The following is a 20,507-nucleotide window of genomic DNA, read 5'->3' on the forward strand; positions in this document are numbered from 1 at the left end:
GGTCGGAGTCCGGCGAGCATCCCGATGTTCGAGTAGACGGTGCAGGCCGCCTCGGGCAGCCCGGCCGCGGACACCAGGTCCAGGTCGTCCGGCACCGGCAGCAGCTGCGCCTGCGGGACGACGGCGAGCGAGGCGTACCCGCCGCCGCTGAGGAGCGCGCAGACCCGGTCGCCGACCGCCCACTCGGTGACGCCCACGCCGAGGGCACGGACGGTGCCGGACACCTCGAGCCCGAGCACGTCCGAGGCTCCGGGCGGCGGCGGGTAGTTCCCCTGTCGCTGCTGCAGGTCGGCGTTGTTGACGCCGGCGGCGGCGACCTCGACGAGGACCTCGCCGTCACCGGGGACCGGGTCGGGCAGTTCGCCGAGGGTCAGGACGTCGACGTCGCCGGGCTTGGTGATCGTGATCGCACGCATCCCTCGACCGTACGCGCCCGCCCGTCCGGCTCCCGTCGCGCGACCGGCCGCCCGGAGGGAGCCGTCGGTACTGTCGGTCGCGAACGTGTCCGATCAGGGACACGTCGCGAACCCAGGGGGATCCCATGTCCACGAAGCACCTCACCGTCCTCGCGACCGCCGCACTCGCCGCGGTCCTGCTCACCGGCTGTTCCGGTGGCGGCAGCACGACGGGGACGGGTTCGTCGTCGCAGGGGGCGACGACCGGTGCGAGCTCGGGCGGGTCGTCGAGCGCCCCGACGAAGGCCGCCGGTGCCTCGGGTGGTCAGTCGAAGGCGGACGCGTGCCAGGCCTTCGAGAGCAAGGTCCGGTCCGCCGCCGAGGGGCTGCAGTCCCAGGCCGCGAAGCTGCAGTCCGACCCGGCGGCCGCGGTCGCGAAGCTCAAGGAGCTCGACTCGAGCATCGACGACGGTGTCGACGCGGTGACGAACACCGAGGTGAAGGGCAAGGCCGAGGCGTTCCAGAGCGCCTACGGCGACATGGTGACCCGTCTCGAGGCGATCACGAAGGACCCGAAGTCCGCCGACCTGTCGGCGTTCCAGGACTCCGCGACCGCGGTCCAGACCGCCGGTACCGACTTCGACTCGACCTGCGCGTCCTGAGCCGCGACGCACGTCGGTGACGCACTACGGGCCTCCAGGCCGAGCAGCCTGGAGGCCCGTGGTGCGTCCGGTGGACCGGCCGACTACGCCGCCTGGTCCGGTCGCGACGCGTCGAGACGGGCGACGTCCTCCGGCCGCAGCTTGACGGTGGCCGCCGTGACGGAGTCGAGGATCGACTGCGGACGCGACGCTCCCGGGATCGGGACGACGACGTCGCTCTTCGCCAGCTCCCACGCCAGGGCGATCACCTGCGGGGTGACGTCGCGTTCGCGGGCGAGGACGGCGAACTCCTCCGCCGTCGTGCCGAGGTCCGCCGCGCCGCCGATGCCGCCGAGGGGGCTCCACGGCAGGAACGCGATGCCGAGCTCGTCGCAGAGCTCGAGTTCCGGCTCGCTCGAGCGGAACACGGGGGAGAACCGGTTCTGGACCGAGGCGAGCCGACCGCCGAGGACCTCGTTCGCCTCCCGGATCTGGTCGACGGTGGCGTTCGAGATGCCCGCCATGCGGATGACGCCCTCGTCGAGCAACTCGGCGAGCGCCCCGACCGAGTCCGCGTACGGCACGGCGGGGTCCGGGCGGTGGAACTGGTAGAGGCCGATCGCGTCGACGCCGATGCGCTTCGCGGAGGCCTTCGCCGCCTCCTTGAGGTACGCCGGGTCGCCGTTCTGGGCCCAGGCGCCCGCCTCGGGTCGGAGGTGCCCGCCCTTGGTCGCGATGAGGACCGCGGAGGTGTCGCCCGAGTACTCCCGGACGGCCTTCGCGATGAGCTCCTCGTTGTGCCCGACCTCGTCGTGGGCGGCCAGGTGGTAGGCGTCCGCGGTGTCGATGAGGGTGACGCCGGCCTCGAGGGCGGCGTGGATGGTGGCGACGGAGCGCCGTTCGTCCGGCCGCCCCTCGATGGACATCGGCATGCCGCCGAGTCCGATGGCGCTGACGGACGTGTCTCCGATGACTCGTTGCTTCATCCGCCCAGCATGCGCCGGCCGGCGGATCCGGCGTCCAGCGGGCTCACCGCTCGAGGTCAGGAGGTCCGCAGTTCCGCAGTCCCGGCGCCTCCGTCACGGCCGGAGCCCTGCTGGTCGAGGGCCTGTGCGAACAGCACCGTGCCCCAGGTGACGACGGCGACGGTGAGGACGAACCCGATGCCGGCGATCCACCAGGACGTGCGACGACGGATCCAGGCCCGGATCGCGAACACCAGGGTGACCACGCCGACGACGAAGGCCCCGCCGACGGCCAGGACGGCACCGCCGATGAACCCGCCGGGCGCACAGGAGACCCCGGACGAGCCGCAGGAGGTCGCCGCGGACGCGACCGCGATGACGCCGGCGACGGCCGCGACCACGGTGAGGACCGCGCCGGCGGCCAGCAGGAGGACGGTCGACACGCGGTCGGCGATCCTGCCCGGCGGGAACAGCGACGTGGCACCCTGCTCCCACGCCACACGCTCTGCCTCAGAGTGCCGCTGCGGTCCGGTTCCGGGGACGTTCGACCAGGTCATGTGTCCGTCCTACCGGGGCTCCACCCCGAACGCCTGGGCGAGGCGCTGGATCTTCTGCGCGCGACCGAGGCGCGGCAGGTCGGATCCGTCACGGATGACCCGCCCACGGGCCTCGAAGTCGTCGAGGAAGTCCTGCGCCCACGCGACGTCGGTCGGCGTCGGGGAGATGACCTCGTTGATGACGGGCAGCTGCTCGGTGTCCAGGCAGAGCTTGCCGGTCAGGCCGAGCGACACCGCGACCTGCGACTGCTCGCGGAGGATCGGGTGCGACGACCCGACCGTGGGGCCGTCGATCGGGCCGGGCAGGTCACCGACGCGGGACGCCACGACCAGACGCGAGCGGGGGTACGCCATCGCCAGGGTGTCCGCGCTGGTGCCGGTGTCGCGGCGGTAGTCCCCGCTGCCGAACGCCAGGCGGAAGGCGCCCTGCGCCTTGGCGATGCTCGTGGCCTCCTCGATCCCCACCGCGGACTCGACCAGGGCGATCACCGGCGTGTGGCCGCCGAGGCGGTGCCAGGTGTCGGTGACCTGGGCAGGGCTCTCGGTCTTCGCGAGCATCACACCCTGCAGGCCAGGCAGGCCGCGGAGCGCCTCGAGGTCGTCCTCCCAGAAGTCGGTCGTGACGTCGTTCACGCGCACCCAGGCCTCCCCGGAGCCCGCCAGCCACGCGGCGACCGTGGCGCGGGCAGCGGGCTTCACCGCAGGGTCGACGGCGTCCTCGATGTCCAGGATCACCTGGTCGGCGCGGGAGCGGGTGGCACCGTCGAACCGGTCCTCGGCGGTGCCGGCGACGAGCAGCCACGAACGCGAGATCTCGGCGGGGACCGATCGACGCCGGGAGACGGCAGGGGTGGACGGAGCGGGGCGGTCGTCGGTGGCCATGCACCGTTGGTACCACACGCTGGCGTCCGGGCTCGGTGTGGCCGACGGTGTGACCGGGCGAAAACCCGGAACCGCGGGCTCATTGCCGGAGTGCCACTGCGCTTCCGCCTACAGTGGGCGTGTGTGGCGAGTGGACAGGACGACCGGCGATGAGGACGACGTGACGAACGACGACGCCTCGGTCGACGGCGGAGCGGCGGAGGGCACGGACCTGCCCGACGAACGGTCCGCACTGCGCCCCGAACTCCAGGTCACCAGCCCGCACGCGATCAGCCTCGGCGACCCGCGCCTGACCGCGGGCAACGCGGCCGAGCCCGCGTGGGACGCCTGGCGCGAGCAGCTCGCCGGCGTCGGTGGCACCAGCCCGCTCGTGCACTTCACCGACCACCCGCGCGGGCGCATCGAGCTCTCGACGACCCATCCCGGCGGTCTGGCGCAGTTCATCACCGGCAAGACGACCCTGCTGTCGAGCCTGATCCGCGACGAGGTGGCACTCCGAGCCGCTCGCGTCGCCGCCGGGCACGTCGAGGCGAAGGGCACCGAGCTCGCCACGGTCCGTGGGATCGACGCGGTGAAGCTCGGCATCGGCATCGCCGACTGGCAGCACGGGGACGAGCACTTCCGCGGACCCGTGTTGCTCCGCCCGCTGGCGATCCGCCGCCACGGCCGGGACTTCGAGGTCCGCCTGCTCGGTGAACCCGTGCTCAACCCCGGGCTGTCCGACGCGCTCCGCGAGCAGTTCGGTGTGACACTCGACGCGCAGTCCTTCGTCGCCCTCGCGCAGCAGGACGGCTCGTTCACCCCCAACCCGGTGATCGACCGCCTCCGCGGCCTCACCGCACACATCCCCGGTTTCACCGTGCACGCCCGGCTCGTCGTGTCGACGTTCGCCGAGGTCGCCACCGGACTCGTCGAGGACACCGACGACCTGGCCCACCCCGTGCTCGACGCCCTCGCCGGCAACCCCAGCGCCAAGTGGCAGGTCGAGCAGTCGTACCACCCGGTCGAGCAGACCCCGTCGGACGAGCGCTCGCCGGAGACCGACACCCTGCTGCTCGACGCCGACGACGAGCAGGAGAACGTGATCGCACAGATCACGGCCGGCAACTCCATCGTCGTGAAGACGCTGCCCGGGACCGGTGGCACGCAGACGATCGTGAACGCCCTCGGTGGCCTGGTCGCCGCGAACAAGCGCGTCCTGGTGGTCAGCCCCCGTCGCGCCACGCTCCGTGGCATCGCCGCCCGCTTCGGCGAGGTGCACCTGCCGGGCGTCGCCGTCACGCCGGGCACCCTGCGCCGAGACGTCGTCCGGGCCATCGCCCGCAACGAGAAGTCGAGCCGTCCGAACCTCCGCGAGGTCGACGACGCCCTGGTCCGGCTCCGCAAGGTCCTCACCGACTACCGCGGCGCCCTCACCCGCACCGACCCGGACTTCGGCGTCAGCGTGCTCGACTGCCTGGTCGAGCTCTCGCGGCTGTCCCTGCTGCCCGTCGCCCCCTCCACCACGGCCCGGCTCTCGAAGCAGTCCGTCGTGTCGATGGTGTCCGGCCGTGCCCGCGTCGCCGAGACCATGGTCAGCGCCGCCAACCTGGGCGAGTTCCGCTACGGGCCGGACGACTCGCCCTGGTACGGCGCGAAGTTCAGCTCGAGCGACGGCGCCCAGCGCGCCCACGCGACGGCGCAGGAGCTCGACGGCGGATCACTGCCGGCCCTCCTGCAGCGTGCGCACGACCTGGTCGCCTCGACGCACATGCGGCAGTTCACGACGATCAACGAGCTCGGCATCTACTTGCGCCTGCTCACCGAGATCCGCGACACCCTCGACCGCTTCCTGCCGATCGTCTTCGACCGGTCGGTGTCCGAGCTCGTCGCCGCCACCGCACCCCGGGGCGAGGGCGCGCCGATGTCCAGCACCAACCGACGCCGCCTGAAGAAGCTCGCGCGGGAGTACGTCCGTCCGGGTGTCCACGTGTCCGACCTGCACGAAGCGCTCACCCGCGTCCAGCAGCAGCGCGTCCTCTGGCAGCGCTACGTCGCCGCCGGTGTGAACCCCGAGGTGCCCACCGGCATCGCGGACGTCCAGGTGCTGTTCTCGAACGTGGTGGAGGACCTCGCGCGCCTCGACGAACCGCTCGGCCGCACCAGCCGTGACCAGCAGCTCGCGAACCTGCCGATCGAGCGGCTCGTACCGACGATCGCCGAGCTGGCCGCCGAGTCCGACGTCCTGCACAACCTGCAGGAGCGCACCGAGCTCATGCAGACGCTCCGCGACCTGCAGCTCGAGCCGCTCCTCACCGACCTGGCGAACCGGCACGTCCCCGACGTGCAGGTGCCCGCCGAGCTCGAGCTCGCCTGGTGGCAGTCCGCGCTCGAGACCATGCTCGAGTCCGACCGTGCGCTCCTCGGCGCGAACACCGACATGCTCGACCGGGTCGAGGCCGACTTCCGACTCGTCGACGACGCGCACGCGGCCGGGGTCTCCCAGGGCCTGGCGTGGCAGCTCGCCGAGAACTGGAAGGTCGGGCTCGTGGACTGGCCGGAGGAGTCCGCCGCGCTGAAGAGCCAGCTCCGGGACGGCGCGATCACCTCGCGCCTGCTCCACGACTCCGCACCGCACCTGTCCCGCGCCATCGCACCGGTCTGGCTTGCCTCGCCGTACGAGGTCGCACAGATCGCGGACACCATGCCGTTCGACACGGTGATCCTCGTCGACGCCGGAGCCGTCACCATCGCCGAGACCGTCGGCGCCGTCCGCCGGGCCCGCCAGACGGTCGTGTTCGGCGACCCGGTCACCCAGACGCCGTCGCCGTTCCGCATCGCCGTCGACCCGGAGCACCGCGCCCTGCAGGTCGACGAGGAGACCCTCGACGCCCTGCACGCCGACTCCGCCCTGGCGAAGCTGTCCACGCTGTTGCCGACCCTGTCGCTCACCCGCTCGTACCGGGCCGGCGGTGAGGACCTGGCCGAACTGGTCAACCGTCGTTTCTACGGCGGCCGGATCGAGTCCCTGCCGTGGGCCGGGTCGTTCCTCGGTCACGGGTCGATCGCGCTCGACTACGTCAGCGAGGGCAAGGCCGTGCCGGACCCCGAGTCCGGTGCCGTCGAGAGCGTCGACGCCGAGGTGGACCGTGTCGTCCGCCACGTCATCGAACACGCCCGTACCCGACCGACCGAGTCGCTCATGGTCATCACGGCCTCGGCGAAGCACGCGGTCCGGGTCGAGCAGGCCGTCCTCGCCGCAGCACAGGGTCACAAGGACCTCACCGAGTTCGTCATCGGTGACCGTCCCGAGCCGTTCATCGTCGCCACGCTCGAGCAGTCCGTGGCGCAGAGCCGCGACCGCGTCGTGTTCTCGATCGGCTACGGGCGCACCCCGCACGGCCGCGTTCTCCGCGACTTCGGTCCGCTCGGCAAGCCCGGCGGGGAGCGCCTGCTCGCCGTCGCGATGACCCGCGCTCGTCGCTCGATGGTCATCGTCACCTGCTTCCAGCCGTCCGACATCGAAGCGGAGCGGATGGGCCACGGCACCGTCGCCCTCGCCGAGATCCTGGCCGAGGTCCGCGCCCGCACCACCGCCGAGTACGTGCCGGACGACTCCGACCCGCTGCTCGTCGACCTGGCCCGTCGGCTCGAGATGCGCGGCATCCCGGTCGCGCTCGGGCACCGCGGCAAGCTCGGCCTGGTCGCCGCGCACGGCGGCGTCTGCGTGACGATCGAGACGGACGCGTCCCTGGTGAAGGGGTCGCTCCGCGAGTCGCTGCGCCTCCGCCCCGAGGTGCTCCGCCGACTCGGCTGGCACTACGTCCGCGTGCACGCGTTCCAGCTGTTCTCCGACCCGGACCGGGTCGCGAACACGGTCGCGCAGGTGCTCGGCGTCGACCGCGGCGCCACGCAGGAGATCTCGATCCCCCCGGTGCCCGCACGCCGATGACCGATCGGCGATCGCGGCCCGCACGTCGGGCCGCCCGGCCCGCTGGTCCGGTCACGCCGACCACGGAACAGCTGACCGGCGCGTGGACGCCCGAGGCGACCAGTTCGCGGACGGGAGGCACGCAGCCGACCGCAGCCGAGCCTCCCGTCCCGCGGGTGGCGGTCGACACCGCATCGGCACCGACCCGTGGTCTCGTCCGGTCCGGCCGTCGCGTCACCACGACGCCCGTCCCGGGCAGTGACCCGACGCCGTCACCCGAGCCCCCGCGGCACGGGACCGGGGAGAACGACGACCGTCTCCTCCGCGACCGACCGCCGCACTGGGGCTGACCGGTACGCTGAGGGTCAGCGAACCCCGAACGGAAGCGTGTGATGACGGAGCCCTCCCGGCGGACCCGGCCCGACTGGCAGACGTGGCCGAACCTCATCACGATGGTGCGGTTCGTCCTCATCCCGGTCTACGTGGCGCTCGTCGTCGCCGGCCACCCCGGATGGGCGCTGACCTCGCTCGTCGTCCTCGGCGTCAGCGACTGGGCGGACGGGTTCCTGGCCCGCCGGCTGCACCAGGAGTCGGCGCTCGGCAAGGCCCTCGACCCGATCGCCGACCGGCTGGCGATCGTCGCGATCGTGCTCTCGCTCGTGCTCGTCGGGCTGCTGCCGTGGATCGTCGTCGCGATCGTGGTGGCCGTCGACCTGGCGCTCCTCGCCCTGTCGAGCGCGTGGTTCCGCGGCAACCCGGACCTGCGCGTGACGTGGACCGGCAAGATCCGGTCGGCGCTGCTGTTCGTCGGGCTGCCGGTGCTGCTGTTCTCGTCGACGTCGGTCGCGGTGGACCACCACTGGATCCGGAACGTGGCGCTCGTGTTCGTCTGGCTCGGGACGATCGGCCACGTCCTGGCCGGGCTGCAGTACGCGGCCGAGATGTCCCGGAAGCACCGGACCCAGCGCGCTCCGGCGTAGGCGCTGGCCGTCGGCCCGGCTTCCCGGCGCGCCCGGCGTCCCTCCACCAAGCGGTCACGACGCCCCGTTCATCTTCCGGCTCGGCGGGCTGTCGCGACCGCTCGGCGCAACGCTGGCGGGGCGTCGTGACCGCTCGGCGGGGGTGGCTACGGCCTGTCGTGTGACCCACGGGAGGTCCGGCTGACGCCCGCCACACCGCGCGCCCACCCTCGAGTGGTCACAACACCCTGTTCACCTTCCGGCGGAACGGGGTGTCGTGACCGGTCGGCGACGGGCCCGCGGGGTGTCGTGACCGCTCGGCGGGAGCGGCTGAGTCCTACAGCTTCGTCGAGCCGGCGATGCCGGCACCCTCGGAGGTGTCGGACGGTGCGACGTGTGCGCCGCCGCCGGTCGGGACCGCTGCGTCGTCGCCACCCTGACGGCGGAGCAGGTCGCGGATCTCGAGCAGCACCTCGACGTCGGTCGGCGGGACGTCCTGCGGCGTCTGCTCCTCGTTGTTCTTCACCCGGTCGAAGGCCACCTTCTTCAGGTGGTTCACCGGGACCACGAGTGCGAAGTACACGACGGCGGCGACGATGACGAAGTTCAGGACCGCGCCGATGATCGCGCCGAACAGGATCGGCGCGCTACCCCCGGAGACGGTCGGGATCTCCCAGACCAACGCCTTGTCGAGACTCGACGCGTTGAACACGGCACCGATGAGCGGGTTGATGAGCGAGTTCACGATCGTCGTGACGATCGCGGTGAACGCGGCGCCGATGACCACCGCGACCGCGAGGTCGATGACGTTCCCGCGGAGCAGGAACTCCCTGAAGCCCTTCACGCGGGCCCCCTTCTGTCGTGGACGACCACCGTGCAGCGGCCCGCTCCAACCTATCCAGGAGGCGCGGCGTCGGTCAGGATCCGGAGGTCGACGACCCCGAGGAGCCGGAGCTCGACGTGCTCGTGGACGAGCCGGAGCCCGACGAGCCGGAGCCGGACGAGCCGGAGCCGGAGGAGCCGGAGCCCGACGAGCCCGCGCCTGACCCGGACCCGGACGAACTCGACCCGGACCCGCCCTCGCTCTTCGGCGTCGGCCGCGAGTCCGTCCGGTAGAAGCCGCCCCCGTTGAAGGTCACGCCGACCGGCGAGAAGACCTTGCGCAGGACTCCGCCGCAGACCGGGCACTCGGTCAGGGTGTCGTCGGAGAACGACTGCTTGATGTCGAACGCGTTGCCGCACTCGGTGCAGCGGTACGAGTAGGTGGGCACGTCAGCTCCGGAACGTGATGATGCGTGACGGCGTGATGATGCCGTCCACGGGTTCGTCGTGGGCTTCGCGCGGGACCTCGTCGAGGTACTCCGCATCGAACACCACAGCATAGACGGGCGGGCGCTTCGCCATGGACCCGAGGGTCTTGTCGTAGTAGCCGCGACCCCATCCCATCCGGACCCCGTCGTGGCCGACCGCCGCCGCGGGGGTGAGGATCGCGTCGACGTCGTTGATCGCCAGGGGGGAGAGCACCTCGCCGACGACCTCGGGCATGCCGAACAGCCCTTCGCGCTCGGAGGAGCCGTCGCCGACCGCCCAGTCGAGCAGCCCGTCCTCGCGGGTGACCGGGAGCAGCACGCGGAGGCCCCGGTCGAACGCCCAGTTGAGGAAGGGGCGCACGTCGGGTTCGTCGGGCGCGGAGAGGTACACGGCGACCGAGGTGATCTGGCGCTCCTCGACGAACCGCTGCAACGTCGCGGTCAGGGACAGCGAGTCGGCGTCCCGTTCGGTCGAGGTCCGGCTGCGCCGCCGCTGCCGGAGGTCGGCTCGCAGGGCACGCTTCTCGTTCCCGAGATCGGCGGTCATGGCGACGATTGTAGCGATCGCGGGCGATGCGGTTTCCCGCCGATCTCGCTGTCCCCCTATCCGTTGACATGCCCTGGAAATGGGGATCGGATACGGTCGCTGCATGGGCTTCCAGATTTCGAAGGCCGTGATCCCCGCTGCAGGGCTGGGCACGCGCTTCCTCCCCGCGACCAAGGCGATGCCGAAGGAGATGCTCCCCGTCGTCGACAAGCCGGCCATCCAGTACGTCGTGGAAGAGGCCGTCGATGCGGGTCTCACCGACGTCCTGATGATCACCGGGCGCAACAAGAACGCGCTCGAGAACCACTTCGACCACGTGTCGGAGCTCGAGGAGACCCTCCGCAAGAAGGGCGACCACGAGAAGCTGCAGAAGGTCAACCAGTCGACCGACCTCGCGGACATGCACTACGTCCGCCAGGGCGACCCGCTCGGCCTCGGCCACGCGGTGCTCCGCGCGAAGATGCACGTCGGCCGCGAACCGTTCGCCGTGCTCCTCGGCGACGACATCATCGACGCCCGTGACCCGCTCCTCAAGCGCATGATCGAGGTCCAGGGTGAGAAGAACGCGACGATCGTGGCGCTCCTCGAGGTCCCGGAGTCGCAGACCCACCTCTACGGCATCGCCACGGTCGAGCCGACCGACACCGACGACGTCGTGAAGATCACCGGCCTGGTCGAGAAGCCGGCGCAGGGTGAGGCCCCGTCGAACCTGGCCATCATCGGCCGCTACGTCATCCGCCCCGAGGTCTTCGACGTCCTCGAGAAGCAGGAGCCCGGCAAGGGCGGCGAGATCCAGCTCACCGACGCGCTCATGAAGATGGCGAGCGCCGAGGAATGGACAGGTGGCGTGTACGGCGTCGTGTTCCGTGGACGCCGCTACGACACCGGTGACAAACTCGACTACATCAAGGCGATCGTGCAGCTCGCCTCGGACCGCGAGGACCTCGGGCCGGACCTCAAGTCCTGGCTCAAGGAGTTCAACGCGGGCGAATGAGTCGACCCATCCCGTACGGGGCCGGTGCACCCGGACCCGTACGGAACACCCGTCCCGACCAGATCGGGACCCCGGAGGAACCAGAAGCGATGACGACGATCCCGACCCTCACCCACGGGCGGGTCACCATCCGCCCCCTCCGGGTCCGTGACTCCCGCGACCTCGACCTCGCGCTCGCCGGCAACCGCTCCTGGCTCCGCACCTGGGAGGCTACGAACCCCTCCGGCATGGCGTCCTCCGACGTCCGGGGGAGCATCCGCGCACTGCAGGCGAACGCCCGGGCCGGGTTGGGCCTCCCGTTCGCCATGGAGTTGGACGGTCGCTTCGTCGGCCAGCTCAACGTGTCCGGGATCACGTACGGCTCGCTCGCGAGCGCGTCGATCGGGTACTGGGTCGTGCAGGACGCGGCCGGTCACAACGTGACCCCGACCGCGGTCGCCCTCGCGACCGACCACTGCTTCCGCGTCGTCGGCATCCACCGCCTCGAGATCTGCATCCGGCCGGAGAACGCCCCGAGCCTCCGGGTCGTCGAGAAGCTCGGCTTCCGTTACGAGGGCCTGCGCCGCCGGTACATCCACATCAACGGCGACTGGCGTGACCACTTCTGTTTCGGCCTGGTCGCCGAAGAGGTCCGCGACGGCGTCCTGGACCGCTGGGTCCGTGGGCAGGTCCCGCTCGGCGCGGGCCGTGTGCCGGACGAGGCCTGGGACGAAGCGGCCGTGCCGCTGCCCATCTCCCCGCGCGGCTGACCGGGCCTGCGGCCGACGGTCCGCGTCGCGCCGCTGCCGGGCAGGAGGCCCGTCCCCCGTTCGACGGATCCGTCGCGACTCGCTCGACACGCTCCCGGCAATGGGCGTCCCGGCGGTGCGCTCCCCCTACCGTTGCCCCATGGGATTCGGGACCTGGGGCGGCGGCGTCGTGCTGCTCGTGGCGGCAGTGCTCTGGGTCGTGTACCTGATGCCCGCATGGGCTGCGCGACGTCAGTACCTGGCGACCGAGCGGAACGCGATCCGCTTGCAGCAGACCCTCCGCATCCTGGCGCAGACCGCCGAACTGCCCGACGAGGTCCGCGTGGAGATGAACGCGAAGTCCCTCGCCGAGGCGCAGCGCGTCGCCCGGTCGGAAGAGGCCAAGCGCGCCGCCATCGTCCGCGCCCACGAAGCCGCACGACAGCGGGAGATCACCCGTCGTCTGGCCGCGCAGGCGCCCGTGCTCGAGCAGGTGTCGTCCGTGCCCGCACTCACCGCGATGCGGATGCGTCGCTCGCGCCTCGGCGCCACGACCCTCGGCGCGCTCGGACTCCTCACGGCGATCGTCGTCCTCGTCGCCGCACCCGGTGCCTGGATCCTCGCCGTCGCCGGACTCGTCGCGGTCGGCGGCTCCGCCGCGGTGCTCGCGCAGCTGCACCAGGTCGCCACCGCGCGGCGCCGTCGGGCCGCAGCCGGCGCGCCGGAGCAGCGCCGGGCCTCCCGTCCGGCCACCACCTGGACGGACCCCGCGCCGCCGCTGTCGGCAGAGCAGCCCGAGGCAGCGCCGGCCGAGCGCACCTGGACGCCCGGGGCGGTCCCCAAGCCGCTGTACGTGCAGGCGCCCACGGCGCCCGAGCCGTCGCCGGAGTCGTCAGCCGTGCTCGCCGCGCGGCTGCGGGAGCGTGTCGCGCAGGCGAAGGCCGAAGCGGACGCGGAGGCGGCCGCGATCCGGGCGGCCGGGTCCGACCCGTCGCTGGCGCGGGTGTCGCGGATGCGTGCGGACGTCGAGGACGCCGCGGCGGCACTGTCCTCGCACGACCAGGGGCGGCTCGCGGAGCGGCTCGGGCTCCGCGCGGCGCCCGCGTCTGTGTCCCGGTCTGGGTCCTCGTCGTCGCCCGCGGAAGCGTCCGGGTCGGACCCGTCCGCTCCTCGTGACGTCCCGGCTGCACCCCCCGGCCCGCCCAGCCGCTGGGCCGGCATGGGTGTCCTCGGCGACGACGCGTACGGGCAGACCGACCTCGATGCGATCATGCGTCGGCGTCGCGCGGTCTGACCGGTTGCGGCACGCCCGACCGCTGCGACCCGATTTCGGGTTCGCTGCACCGCGGTGCTATCTTGGTCGAGCACTTGGGGCTATGGCGCAGTTGGTAGCGCGTCTCGTTCGCAATGAGAAGGTCAGGGGTTCGAATCCCCTTAGCTCCACCAGGTAGCAACACACAGGCTCGGAACCGTCCGGTTCCGGGCCTGACGTGTTCCCGCCGTCGCATCCGGCTCTCCACAGGTCTCGTCCTGGGGCTGTCGGCGCGCCACACCCGGCCCCTAGACTCCTGCTGCGCCCGGCCCGGGCGGACACCAGGGGAGTGCCATGCACCGCTTCACACGAGCGCTCGCGACCATCGCGGCAGCAGTCGTCGTCTCGACGGGGTTCGTCGTCGGCCCGGTCGCGTCAGCCTCCGCCGCGGCCCCCACCGCCGGGACGACGGGCGCGACGACCGCATCGGCGACGACTGCACCGGCGACGACTGCACCGGGCTTCGGGCGTTACACGCCGCTCGCGGCACCGACCGTCTGGCGGGGCACCGTGCGGACGACGCCGACGACGGTCACACTCCCCGGGATCCCGGCGACGGCGACCGCCGCGACGCTCGTCGTGCAGGTCGCCGACCCCACGGCAGCCGGCGTCGTCTCGGTCGTGCCGGTCGGCAGCGCAGACCGTCCGCCCCTGCAGGACTACGTCCGCGGCCGTGCGGTCGCCGGCGCGACCACCGTGGCGGTCTCCGGCGGTCGGGTCCAGGTGGTGCTCTCGGCGGGGACGGCGACGGTCTCGCTCATCGTCGCCGGGTCGTACGGCAGCAGCGGGTCCACCTACGCACCGGTGACCCCCGCGTCGCTCTTCTCCGGGACCGTCGCGGCGACCAGACCCACCACCGTCCGCGTCACCGGTCGGGCCGGCGTGCCGGTCGGGGCGACCGCCGCGGTCCTCGACGTCCGGGTCAGCAGCCCGGCGGGGGCCGGCAGCGTGAGCGTCACCGCGCAGGGCGTGTCGAACCGTGCCGCCGTCACCCAGGCGTTCTCGTCGAAGGGCCTGTCGATCGCGAACACCGCGACCGTGCGACTGCCCGCGAGCGGCGCGGTCGACGTCCGCACCTCCGGCGTCGCCTCGGGTGTCACGGTCACCGTCGTCGGCTACTGGTCGGCGAAGGCCTCCGGTCTGGTGTTCGTGCCCGCCGACGGCGCACGGGTCGCCTCGACCACCGTCAGTTCGACGGTGCAGCGGGTGCGTGTCGCCGGCGCCGGCGGCATCCCGACGACCGCACGAGCCGCCGTGTTGACCGCCCGGACGAAGGGGCTCAGCGCCAGCGGCTGGTTCCACGTCGGCGCAGCCGGTGCCGCCGTGGCCACGACCCAGGTGGTCGCGAAGTCGCAGTCGCTCGCCGCGACGGTGACCGTACCGATCGCCCCGACCGGCACCGTGCAGACGCGGGCCAAGGCCGGCAGCGGGGCGCTCAACCTGGACGCGGTCGGCTACTTCGTCGACGGGTCCTCCGGCGTCGGCACCGGCGCGGACGTGTCGTACCCGCAGTGCGGCTCGGCGCTGCCGACCGATCAGGCGTTCGGTGTCGTGGGGGTGAACGCCGCCCTGGCGAACACCACGAACCCGTGCTTCAGCAGCCAGCTCGCCTGGGCAGGTCTCTCGGCCGGTGGGACCGCCCAGCCGAAGGCCCAGCTCTACGTGCTCTTCGCGAACCCCGCCGCCGCGGCCGCCTCGACCTGGCCGACGTCGAACGTGTTCAAGGGGTACGCGCCGAAGAACCCCTACGGTTCGTGCTCGACCCGCGCCGGCGGGAAGCCGCAGAACAGCCCGGCGTGCTCCTTCCTCTACGGGTACGCCCTCGGCGGTGACGACACGACGAAGCGCGGTGTCGCGAACCCCGGCTCCCACCGCTGGTGGATCGACGTCGAGACGCAGTTCTCCCACCAGACCGACACCGCCCTGAACCGGACCGTGCTCGAGGGCATGATCGCCGGGCTGCAGAGCGGCGGCGCGAAGTCCATCGGGTTCTACTCCACGGCAAGCCAGTGGGCGACCGTCGCCGGCGTCGTCCCGAAGACCAGTACGGCGTACGGCCGCAGCAGTTGGATCGCCATCGGCCCGGGCACGCTCGCCGCGGCGCAGAAGGCGTGCTCCGCGCCCGGGCTCGCCGGTGGCAAGACCGCGATGACCCAGTACGTCACCACGTTCGGGAAGACGACGATCGACCGTGACGTCTCCTGCACGTGAGTCGGCCTGACCGGGGCGGGCTGCTCGCGAGTGGTCCGTCCTTGCGGCGGCCGGGGCGCACTGGCACCATGAGCCCCGGACGAAGGAGCCCATCGTGACCTCACGACTCAACCCGTACCTCGGCTTCCGCGACGACGCCCGGCAGGCGCTGGAGTTCTACCGATCGGTGTTCGGCGGCGATCTGCGCCTCGGGACCTTCGCCGAGATGGGAGCCGTCCAGGACCCCGCCGATGCGGACAAGATCATGCACGGGCAGCTCGAGACCACCCGGGGCTACGTGCTCATGGCATCGGACACCCCGTCGTCGATGAGCCGGTCGGACACGAACAACATCTCGATGTCACTCTCCGGTGACGGTGCGGACGCCGACGACCTCCGCGGGTACTTCGCGGCGCTCTCCGACGGCGGGACGGTGCTCGAGCCGCTGACCCAGGCACCGTGGGGTGACGAGTTCGGCATGGTCACGGACCGGTTCGGGATCACGTGGCTCGTGAACATCACCGTGGCGCCACCGACGCCGCACCAGCCGACGCCCGAGCAGCCCGAGGCCTGACCAGCCGCGGCGGGACCGATCCGAGTCCGCCGAGTCGGTGGTCGATCACACGACTGCGTCGCCTAGCCTGGGACGCGTCATGACTGCCCCGATCACGCGCCGTACGCTCCTGTCCCTCGCCGGCATCACCGGTGTCGGCTTCGTCGCCGCTGCCTGCTCGTCCGACGGCCCGGGTGCCGGGTCCTCGACGCCCCGCGCTTCGGGTGCCGCCAACTCCGGTGACGCCTCGAGGCCGGCGAAGGGTTCCGGCGCGAAGCCGACGGCCACGTCCGTGGAGCCCGCCGAGGTCCCGCTCGCCGGCGGTGTCACCGTGACGGTCTCCGGCACGGGGCTCACCGGAGTGGCGGGGGTCACGGTCGGCGGTGTCGCGGCCCGCGACGTGTCGGCCACCGCGACGACGGTCACCTTCACCGCCCCGCACCAGGCGATGTACACGGCCGGATCGGCGGAGGTCGCACTGTTCACGACGGCGGTGCAGCCGGTCCCCTCGGCGAACCAGACGTCCGACGGCAACGGCAGCGCGGCCAACGACGGGCAGGTCGGCGCGACGCAGGACTCGGCCACCGCGACGCCGACCCCGACGGCCGCTGCCGTGCCCGACACGAGCTCCGCGGTCGTCACCACCACGGTGGCCTACGCCGCGAAGACCGACGTCGACCGTCAGCTGCAGTACGCCATGCGGCACTGGTCGGACTACAACACGGCCGAGTACGGCACGATGAACCCGATCGGTGGGGACTGCGCGAACTACGTGAACCAGACGCTCCAGGCCCGCGGGTGGCAGCAGCGCAGCGACTGGTACAACCGAGCCGGCGGTGCACAGCACTCGGCCACCTGGACCTACTGCCCGGCGATGGACCCGTGGCTCGACCAGAACGCCTCGGCGTTCGGTCTGACCCGGCGGACGTCCGACGAGCGCCAGCACGTGAAGGTCGGCGACATCGTCATGTTCGACTGGAACGCGAACGGGTCGCCGGACCACACGACCATCGTGTCCGAGGTGTTCACCGAGCCCGACGGCACCATCCGCATCAAGTCGGCGAGCCACAACCAGGACGGGCCCTACCGGGACCTCGACGAGATGATCACGGTGCAGCACCCGGGTGGGACCGCCTGGTTCCACACGTTCGACGCCTAGCGGCGGCGGCCAGGAGGCCCGCACCCCTCAGGGGAACCCGAGGAACCAGAGCAGCACGACAGCGACGGCCTGCAGGCACACGCCCGTCACGAGCCACCCCACCGCCCGGCGTCGGGTCGCCAGGAACACGTCCGACCCGAGCAGCGGTGCGGCGGGCATGAGCAGCCGGGGCAGGCTCTGCTGCGGCAGGAACACCGCGACGAGGTAGGCGACGTAGGCGACCACGAAGCCGAGCACCTCCGGACCGAGCGCCCGGACGTCACGTCGCCCGAGGAACCACGCCGTGACCACCAGGACGACCACGACGAGGACGAGCCCCGCCGGCCCGAGCCACCGTCCAGCCATCAGGAACCACGGTGTCAGCGGCGTGAAGTCGACCCGGCCGACGAACCCGACCCACCAGGACAGCTCCGTGTCGAGGTACGCCCCGGGCCGCCCGGTGACCGCCGACGCGACGACGGGCCAGGCGAGCCCGGCCGCGGCCACCACCAGACCCGCGACGACGACCGCAAACCGCTCCCGCCACGGGAACGTCTGCTGGACGCCGGCCGGCGCTCCGGCAGCGCGACGGGCAGCGATCCACCGGACGACGAGGTGCACGGCGAGCGCCACCGCCAGGGCCAGCACCCCCGGCCGGGTGAACGCGGCGACCACCCCGAGCACCGCCACCAGCCAGTACCGCCGCCGGACGAGCGCGAGCAGTGCCCCGAACAGCAGCAGCAGGAACATGCTCTCGGCGTAGGCGACCTGCAGCAGGTACCCGGTCGCCCCGAACGCGAAGAGCGCCGTCGCCCACCGGGCACGGCGTCGATCGGCGACGGCGAGCACGAGGCGGAACAGCTCCACGCACGCACCCGCACCGCAGGCCGACGCGACCAGGACAGCGGCCGCCCAGAACGAGGCCCCGGTCACGCTCATCACCGCGCGGACGACCCCGGGGAACAGCGGCAGGAACGCCCACGGGTTCGGCACGACGTGGCCGGACCGGTCCGTCGGCAGGACGTGCGGGTACCCGTGCTCGGCGATGGTCCGATAAAAGGACGCGTCCCACGACCCGGAGAACGTGGCGAACGACGGATCGCGCCGGTACGAGGCGAAGTGCCACCCGTTCGTGGTCGCCAGCAGGTAGACGGTCCCGAGCAGGACGGTGCTGACCACCCGGGAGGCCAGCCACAGCAGCAGGGGAGTGGTCCACCCGCTGGAGGGGGCCTCCAGGACGGCCGTCACCGCCCGGCGGAGGCGGGTCGGTCCGGAGGCCCGGGTCGTCTCCAACAGGTCCGTCACGCGCCCGATCCTCCCAGACGCTCCGGAGTCAGCTCGCGGCACGGCCGCCGTACCGCCTCCGGTGTCAGCGTTCCGGCGTTCCGAGGACAGCGCGGCGGATCCGCTCGATCGGCTCCTTCGGCGTCCGGTCCGCGTTGAGGAGCCCGTTCGTCTCCTGCATCGTGTCGGTGAGCTGCGTCCAGCAGCTGCCGGCCAGGAACGAGCTCGCACGCACGGCGTCGTACAGCGCGGTGATGCGAGCGATCCAGTCGTCCCCGTCCGCCGCCGTCGTGTACCCCCAGGCGTCGTCGCGCTGCGCACCCGGCTGGTGGTTCACGCCACCGAACTCGGTCAGCATCACCGGCTGCCCGCGGTCCACAGCACCTCCCACCAGGACCAGGCGGTCGGCCGGTCCGAGACCCGCGAGGAGCCGGGTCCGCGCCTCGTCGTCGGCGTAAGTGCGTGCCAGACGGTCTCCGTCGCCTTCGTAGTCGTGCACCGAGACGATGTCGGAGTCCGGGTGTTCCCAGCCGTCGTTCGAGATGACCGGCCGGGTCGCGTCGAGCGCTCGGGTGACGTCCGCCAGGGCACGGGCGTAGGCCTGCTGGGCGGGGTCGGTCGCGATGTGCTGCACGCCCCAGCTCTCGTTCGCTGGGACCCAGGTCACGATCGACGGGTGCGAGGCGTCCCGCTCCACGGCGTCCATCCACTCCCGCATCAGTCGCTGTACCGCGGTGGGGGAGAACGCGTAGGCGCCCGGGGCCTCGCCCCAGACCATCAGCCCGAGACGGTCCGCCCAGTACAGGAACCGCGGGTCCTCGATCTTCTGGTGGTTCCGGGCGGCGTTGAACCCGAGCTCCTTGATGAGCTCGACCTCCCGGCGCAGGGCCTGCCGTGTCGGGGCCGTCAGGTGCGAGTCCGGCCAGTAGCCCTGGTTGAGCACGCTCCGGACGTCGATGCTGCGGTCGTTGAGCAGGAACCGACCACCGCCGACCCGGGTGGTCCGGATGCCGAAGTAGGAGCTCACGGCGTCGAGCGGGTCACCCTCCGGGGCCAGCAGGGTCACGACGGCGTCGACCAGGTGCGGCGCGTCCGGGGTCCACTGCAGCTCCTGCTCCGCCTGACCGTTCGCCTGTCGGGCGATCGGCACGACGAGTTCGCTCTCGTGGGCGGTCGCACCGACGGTCGTCTCGACGGTGGCGAGGTGCTCGTCGTGTTCGGTCCAGGTGGCTTCGACCCGGAGGCGCGTGCCGACCGGGTGCTCACCGGTCAACCGGACGGTGAGGCGCATCGTCTCGTGGTCGACGTTCGTCCAGCGGAGGGAGCGGATCGCGGTGGCCGGGACGGCCTCGAGCCAGACGGTCTGCCAGATCCCGGTCGTGCGGCGGTACCAGATGTCGTGCGCCTGCTCGTGCCAGTCCTGCTTGCCGCGGGGCTGGGTGAGGTCGTGGGGGTCGTCCTCGGCGCGGACCACGAGGGTGTGGGGCGTGGTGCTGCCGGTGCCGGTGCCGGTGCCGGTGCCGGTGCCGGTGCTCGTGCCGGTGCCGAGCGCCTCGGTCACGTCGAGGGTGAAAGGAGTGTGACCGCCCTCGTGCCCGCCCATGAACTGCCCGTCGATCCAGACCCGAGCGCGGTGGTCGACCGCGCCGAAGTGCAGCAGCACACGGGGCGCCTCGGCACCGTGCCCGGCCGCCGCCAGGTCCGCCGCCGTGATCTGCCGCGAGTACCAGACGACCGGGTGGAAGCCCGGCTCGTCGATGCCCGAGGCGACGGACTCCGGCGGGAACGGCACCGTGATGTCGCGCGCGTCCGTGAACCCGTTCCGCCAGGCGGGGTCGTCACCCGTGTTGCGGAAGGACCATGTGCCGTCGAGGTCCGCCCAGGCGGACCGCATCATCTGGGGGCGCGGGTACTCGCCGTCCTGACGACTGGCGAGCGGGAGGGCGGTGGCGGCGTCGTTGCCGAGGTGCGCGTTCATGTCCCCATGCTGGCGGAAGCGGTACAGCGTTGTACAGGGCGTGGAGCGGACCTCGTGATCTGCGCGCTGGCCGCCGTGAGCAGCAGAGGGCACCGGGCCGGAAAGCGCGCCCCCCCGCACTTCCGCAGCGCCTTGCGCGAACGCGCAAGAGTGCCCCGCAGCCC

Annotated in this window: 18 protein-coding genes and 1 tRNA gene; 10 read left to right on the top strand and 9 right to left on the bottom strand. The window is 72.2% G+C overall.

All coding sequences use genetic code 11. From position 1 onward, the window contains the following. On the bottom strand, positions 1-416 hold a 416-nt coding region (locus tag DEI89_RS15425; protein ID WP_181421694.1), incomplete at its 3' end, for an alcohol dehydrogenase catalytic domain-containing protein. Positions 417-541: 125 nt separating this feature from the next. On the opposite strand from DEI89_RS15425, the gene DEI89_RS15430 reads away from it, so the two are divergent. Beyond that, positions 542-1,057 (top strand): hypothetical protein, encoded by a 516-nt coding sequence (locus DEI89_RS15430; RefSeq protein ID WP_110904951.1) that lies wholly within the window; start codon positions 542-544, stop codon positions 1,055-1,057. An 83-nt stretch (positions 1,058-1,140) separates the two neighbouring features. On the opposite strand, the gene DEI89_RS15435 is transcribed toward DEI89_RS15430, so the two are convergent. The 3 genes from DEI89_RS15435 to DEI89_RS15445 are packed head-to-tail and all read right to left on the bottom strand — an operon-like array spanning position 1,141 to position 3,440. After that, a complete protein-coding gene (locus tag DEI89_RS15435) occupies positions 1,141-2,022 on the bottom strand; it encodes an aldo/keto reductase (RefSeq protein WP_110904952.1) in 882 nt (293 codons plus the stop codon). Positions 2,023-2,078: 56 nt separating this feature from the next. Continuing rightward, positions 2,079-2,558, bottom strand: a complete 480-nt coding sequence (locus tag DEI89_RS15440; RefSeq protein WP_110904953.1) for a DUF6264 family protein — start codon at positions 2,556-2,558, stop codon at positions 2,079-2,081. Between the two features lie 9 nt (positions 2,559-2,567). Further along, positions 2,568-3,440 (bottom strand): CoA ester lyase, encoded by an 873-nt coding sequence (locus DEI89_RS15445; protein ID WP_110904954.1) that lies wholly within the window; start codon positions 3,438-3,440, stop codon positions 2,568-2,570. 160 nt (positions 3,441-3,600) lie between these two features. Between DEI89_RS15445 and DEI89_RS15450 the strand changes: the two genes are divergently transcribed. Both DEI89_RS15450 and DEI89_RS15460 read left to right on the top strand, forming a co-directional pair. Next, positions 3,601-7,371 (top strand): ATP-binding protein, encoded by a 3,771-nt coding sequence (locus DEI89_RS15450; protein ID WP_110904955.1) that lies wholly within the window; start codon positions 3,601-3,603, stop codon positions 7,369-7,371. A 371-nt stretch (positions 7,372-7,742) separates the two neighbouring features. Beyond that, entirely contained in the window at positions 7,743-8,330 is a 588-nt protein-coding gene (locus tag DEI89_RS15460) for a CDP-alcohol phosphatidyltransferase family protein (protein ID WP_110904957.1), read from the top strand. A gap of 316 nt (positions 8,331-8,646) precedes the next feature. Here the strand turns inward: DEI89_RS15460 and mscL are convergent, their stop codons facing one another. The 3 genes from mscL to DEI89_RS15475 all read right to left on the bottom strand — a co-directional run bounded on the left by mscL (position 8,647) and on the right by DEI89_RS15475 (position 10,166). Then, on the bottom strand, positions 8,647-9,153 hold the full coding sequence (mscL, locus tag DEI89_RS15465) for a large conductance mechanosensitive channel protein MscL (RefSeq protein WP_110904958.1): 507 nt from the start codon (positions 9,151-9,153) through the stop codon (positions 8,647-8,649). A 73-nt stretch (positions 9,154-9,226) separates the two neighbouring features. Next, entirely contained in the window at positions 9,227-9,580 is a 354-nt protein-coding gene (locus DEI89_RS15470; protein WP_110904959.1) for an FmdB family zinc ribbon protein, read from the bottom strand. A gap of 1 nt (position 9,581) precedes the next feature. Then, positions 9,582-10,166, bottom strand: a complete 585-nt coding sequence (locus DEI89_RS15475; RefSeq protein WP_110904960.1) for a 5-formyltetrahydrofolate cyclo-ligase — start codon at positions 10,164-10,166, stop codon at positions 9,582-9,584. Between the two features lie 103 nt (positions 10,167-10,269). Here DEI89_RS15475 and galU point away from each other — a divergent pair, with 103 nt between their 5' ends. The 7 genes from galU to DEI89_RS15510 all read left to right on the top strand — a co-directional run bounded on the left by galU (position 10,270) and on the right by DEI89_RS15510 (position 17,102). Next, a complete protein-coding gene (galU, locus tag DEI89_RS15480) occupies positions 10,270-11,160 on the top strand; it encodes a UTP--glucose-1-phosphate uridylyltransferase GalU (RefSeq protein ID WP_110904961.1) in 891 nt (296 codons plus the stop codon). 89 nt (positions 11,161-11,249) lie between these two features. Continuing rightward, positions 11,250-11,909, top strand: coding sequence for a GNAT family N-acetyltransferase (locus DEI89_RS15485; RefSeq protein WP_110904985.1), 660 nt, complete (start codon positions 11,250-11,252; stop codon positions 11,907-11,909). A 139-nt stretch (positions 11,910-12,048) separates the two neighbouring features. Then, positions 12,049-13,182, top strand: a complete 1,134-nt coding sequence (locus DEI89_RS15490) for a hypothetical protein (protein ID WP_110904962.1) — start codon at positions 12,049-12,051, stop codon at positions 13,180-13,182. 76 nt (positions 13,183-13,258) lie between these two features. After that, positions 13,259-13,334 (top strand) — tRNA-Ala (locus DEI89_RS15495). A gap of 160 nt (positions 13,335-13,494) precedes the next feature. Then, entirely contained in the window at positions 13,495-15,411 is a 1,917-nt protein-coding gene (locus DEI89_RS15500) for a hypothetical protein (protein ID WP_110904963.1), read from the top strand. A gap of 94 nt (positions 15,412-15,505) precedes the next feature. After that, positions 15,506-15,964 (top strand): VOC family protein, encoded by a 459-nt coding sequence (locus DEI89_RS15505; RefSeq protein WP_110904964.1) that lies wholly within the window; start codon positions 15,506-15,508, stop codon positions 15,962-15,964. 79 nt (positions 15,965-16,043) lie between these two features. Then, a complete protein-coding gene (locus tag DEI89_RS15510) occupies positions 16,044-17,102 on the top strand; it encodes an amidase domain-containing protein (RefSeq protein ID WP_110904965.1) in 1,059 nt (352 codons plus the stop codon). Positions 17,103-17,129: 27 nt separating this feature from the next. Here DEI89_RS15510 and DEI89_RS15515 read toward each other — a convergent pair whose 3' ends face one another. Both DEI89_RS15515 and DEI89_RS15520 read right to left on the bottom strand, forming a co-directional pair. Next, complete coding sequence (locus DEI89_RS15515; RefSeq protein WP_258368982.1) at positions 17,130-18,386, bottom strand: hypothetical protein; 1,257 nt, start codon at positions 18,384-18,386, stop codon at positions 17,130-17,132. Between the two features lie 64 nt (positions 18,387-18,450). Further along, positions 18,451-20,343, bottom strand: coding sequence for a glycoside hydrolase family 2 protein (locus DEI89_RS15520; RefSeq protein WP_110904966.1), 1,893 nt, complete (start codon positions 20,341-20,343; stop codon positions 18,451-18,453). Positions 20,344-20,507 lie beyond the last annotated feature (164 nt).

It is taken from the genome of Curtobacterium sp. MCBD17_030 (assembly GCF_003224255.1).
Taxonomy (GTDB): domain Bacteria; phylum Actinomycetota; class Actinomycetes; order Actinomycetales; family Microbacteriaceae; genus Curtobacterium.

Coding starts and splice junctions, on each gene's coding strand:
- DEI89_RS15520 (WP_110904966.1), bottom strand. CDS start 20,343: ATGAACGCGCACCTCGGCAACGACGCCGCCACCGCCCTCCCGCTCGCC.
- DEI89_RS15440 (WP_110904953.1), bottom strand. CDS start 2,558: ATGACCTGGTCGAACGTCCCCGGAACCGGACCGCAGCGGCACTCTGAG.
- galU (WP_110904961.1), top strand. CDS start 10,270: ATGGGCTTCCAGATTTCGAAGGCCGTGATCCCCGCTGCAGGGCTGGGC.
- DEI89_RS15435 (WP_110904952.1), bottom strand. CDS start 2,022: ATGAAGCAACGAGTCATCGGAGACACGTCCGTCAGCGCCATCGGACTC.
- DEI89_RS15500 (WP_110904963.1), top strand. CDS start 13,495: ATGCACCGCTTCACACGAGCGCTCGCGACCATCGCGGCAGCAGTCGTC.
- DEI89_RS15475 (WP_110904960.1), bottom strand. CDS start 10,166: ATGACCGCCGATCTCGGGAACGAGAAGCGTGCCCTGCGAGCCGACCTC.
- DEI89_RS15445 (WP_110904954.1), bottom strand. CDS start 3,440: ATGGCCACCGACGACCGCCCCGCTCCGTCCACCCCTGCCGTCTCCCGG.
- DEI89_RS15485 (WP_110904985.1), top strand. CDS start 11,250: ATGACGACGATCCCGACCCTCACCCACGGGCGGGTCACCATCCGCCCC.
- DEI89_RS15430 (WP_110904951.1), top strand. CDS start 542: ATGTCCACGAAGCACCTCACCGTCCTCGCGACCGCCGCACTCGCCGCG.
- DEI89_RS15510 (WP_110904965.1), top strand. CDS start 16,044: ATGACTGCCCCGATCACGCGCCGTACGCTCCTGTCCCTCGCCGGCATC.
- DEI89_RS15490 (WP_110904962.1), top strand. CDS start 12,049: ATGGGATTCGGGACCTGGGGCGGCGGCGTCGTGCTGCTCGTGGCGGCA.
- DEI89_RS15460 (WP_110904957.1), top strand. CDS start 7,743: ATGACGGAGCCCTCCCGGCGGACCCGGCCCGACTGGCAGACGTGGCCG.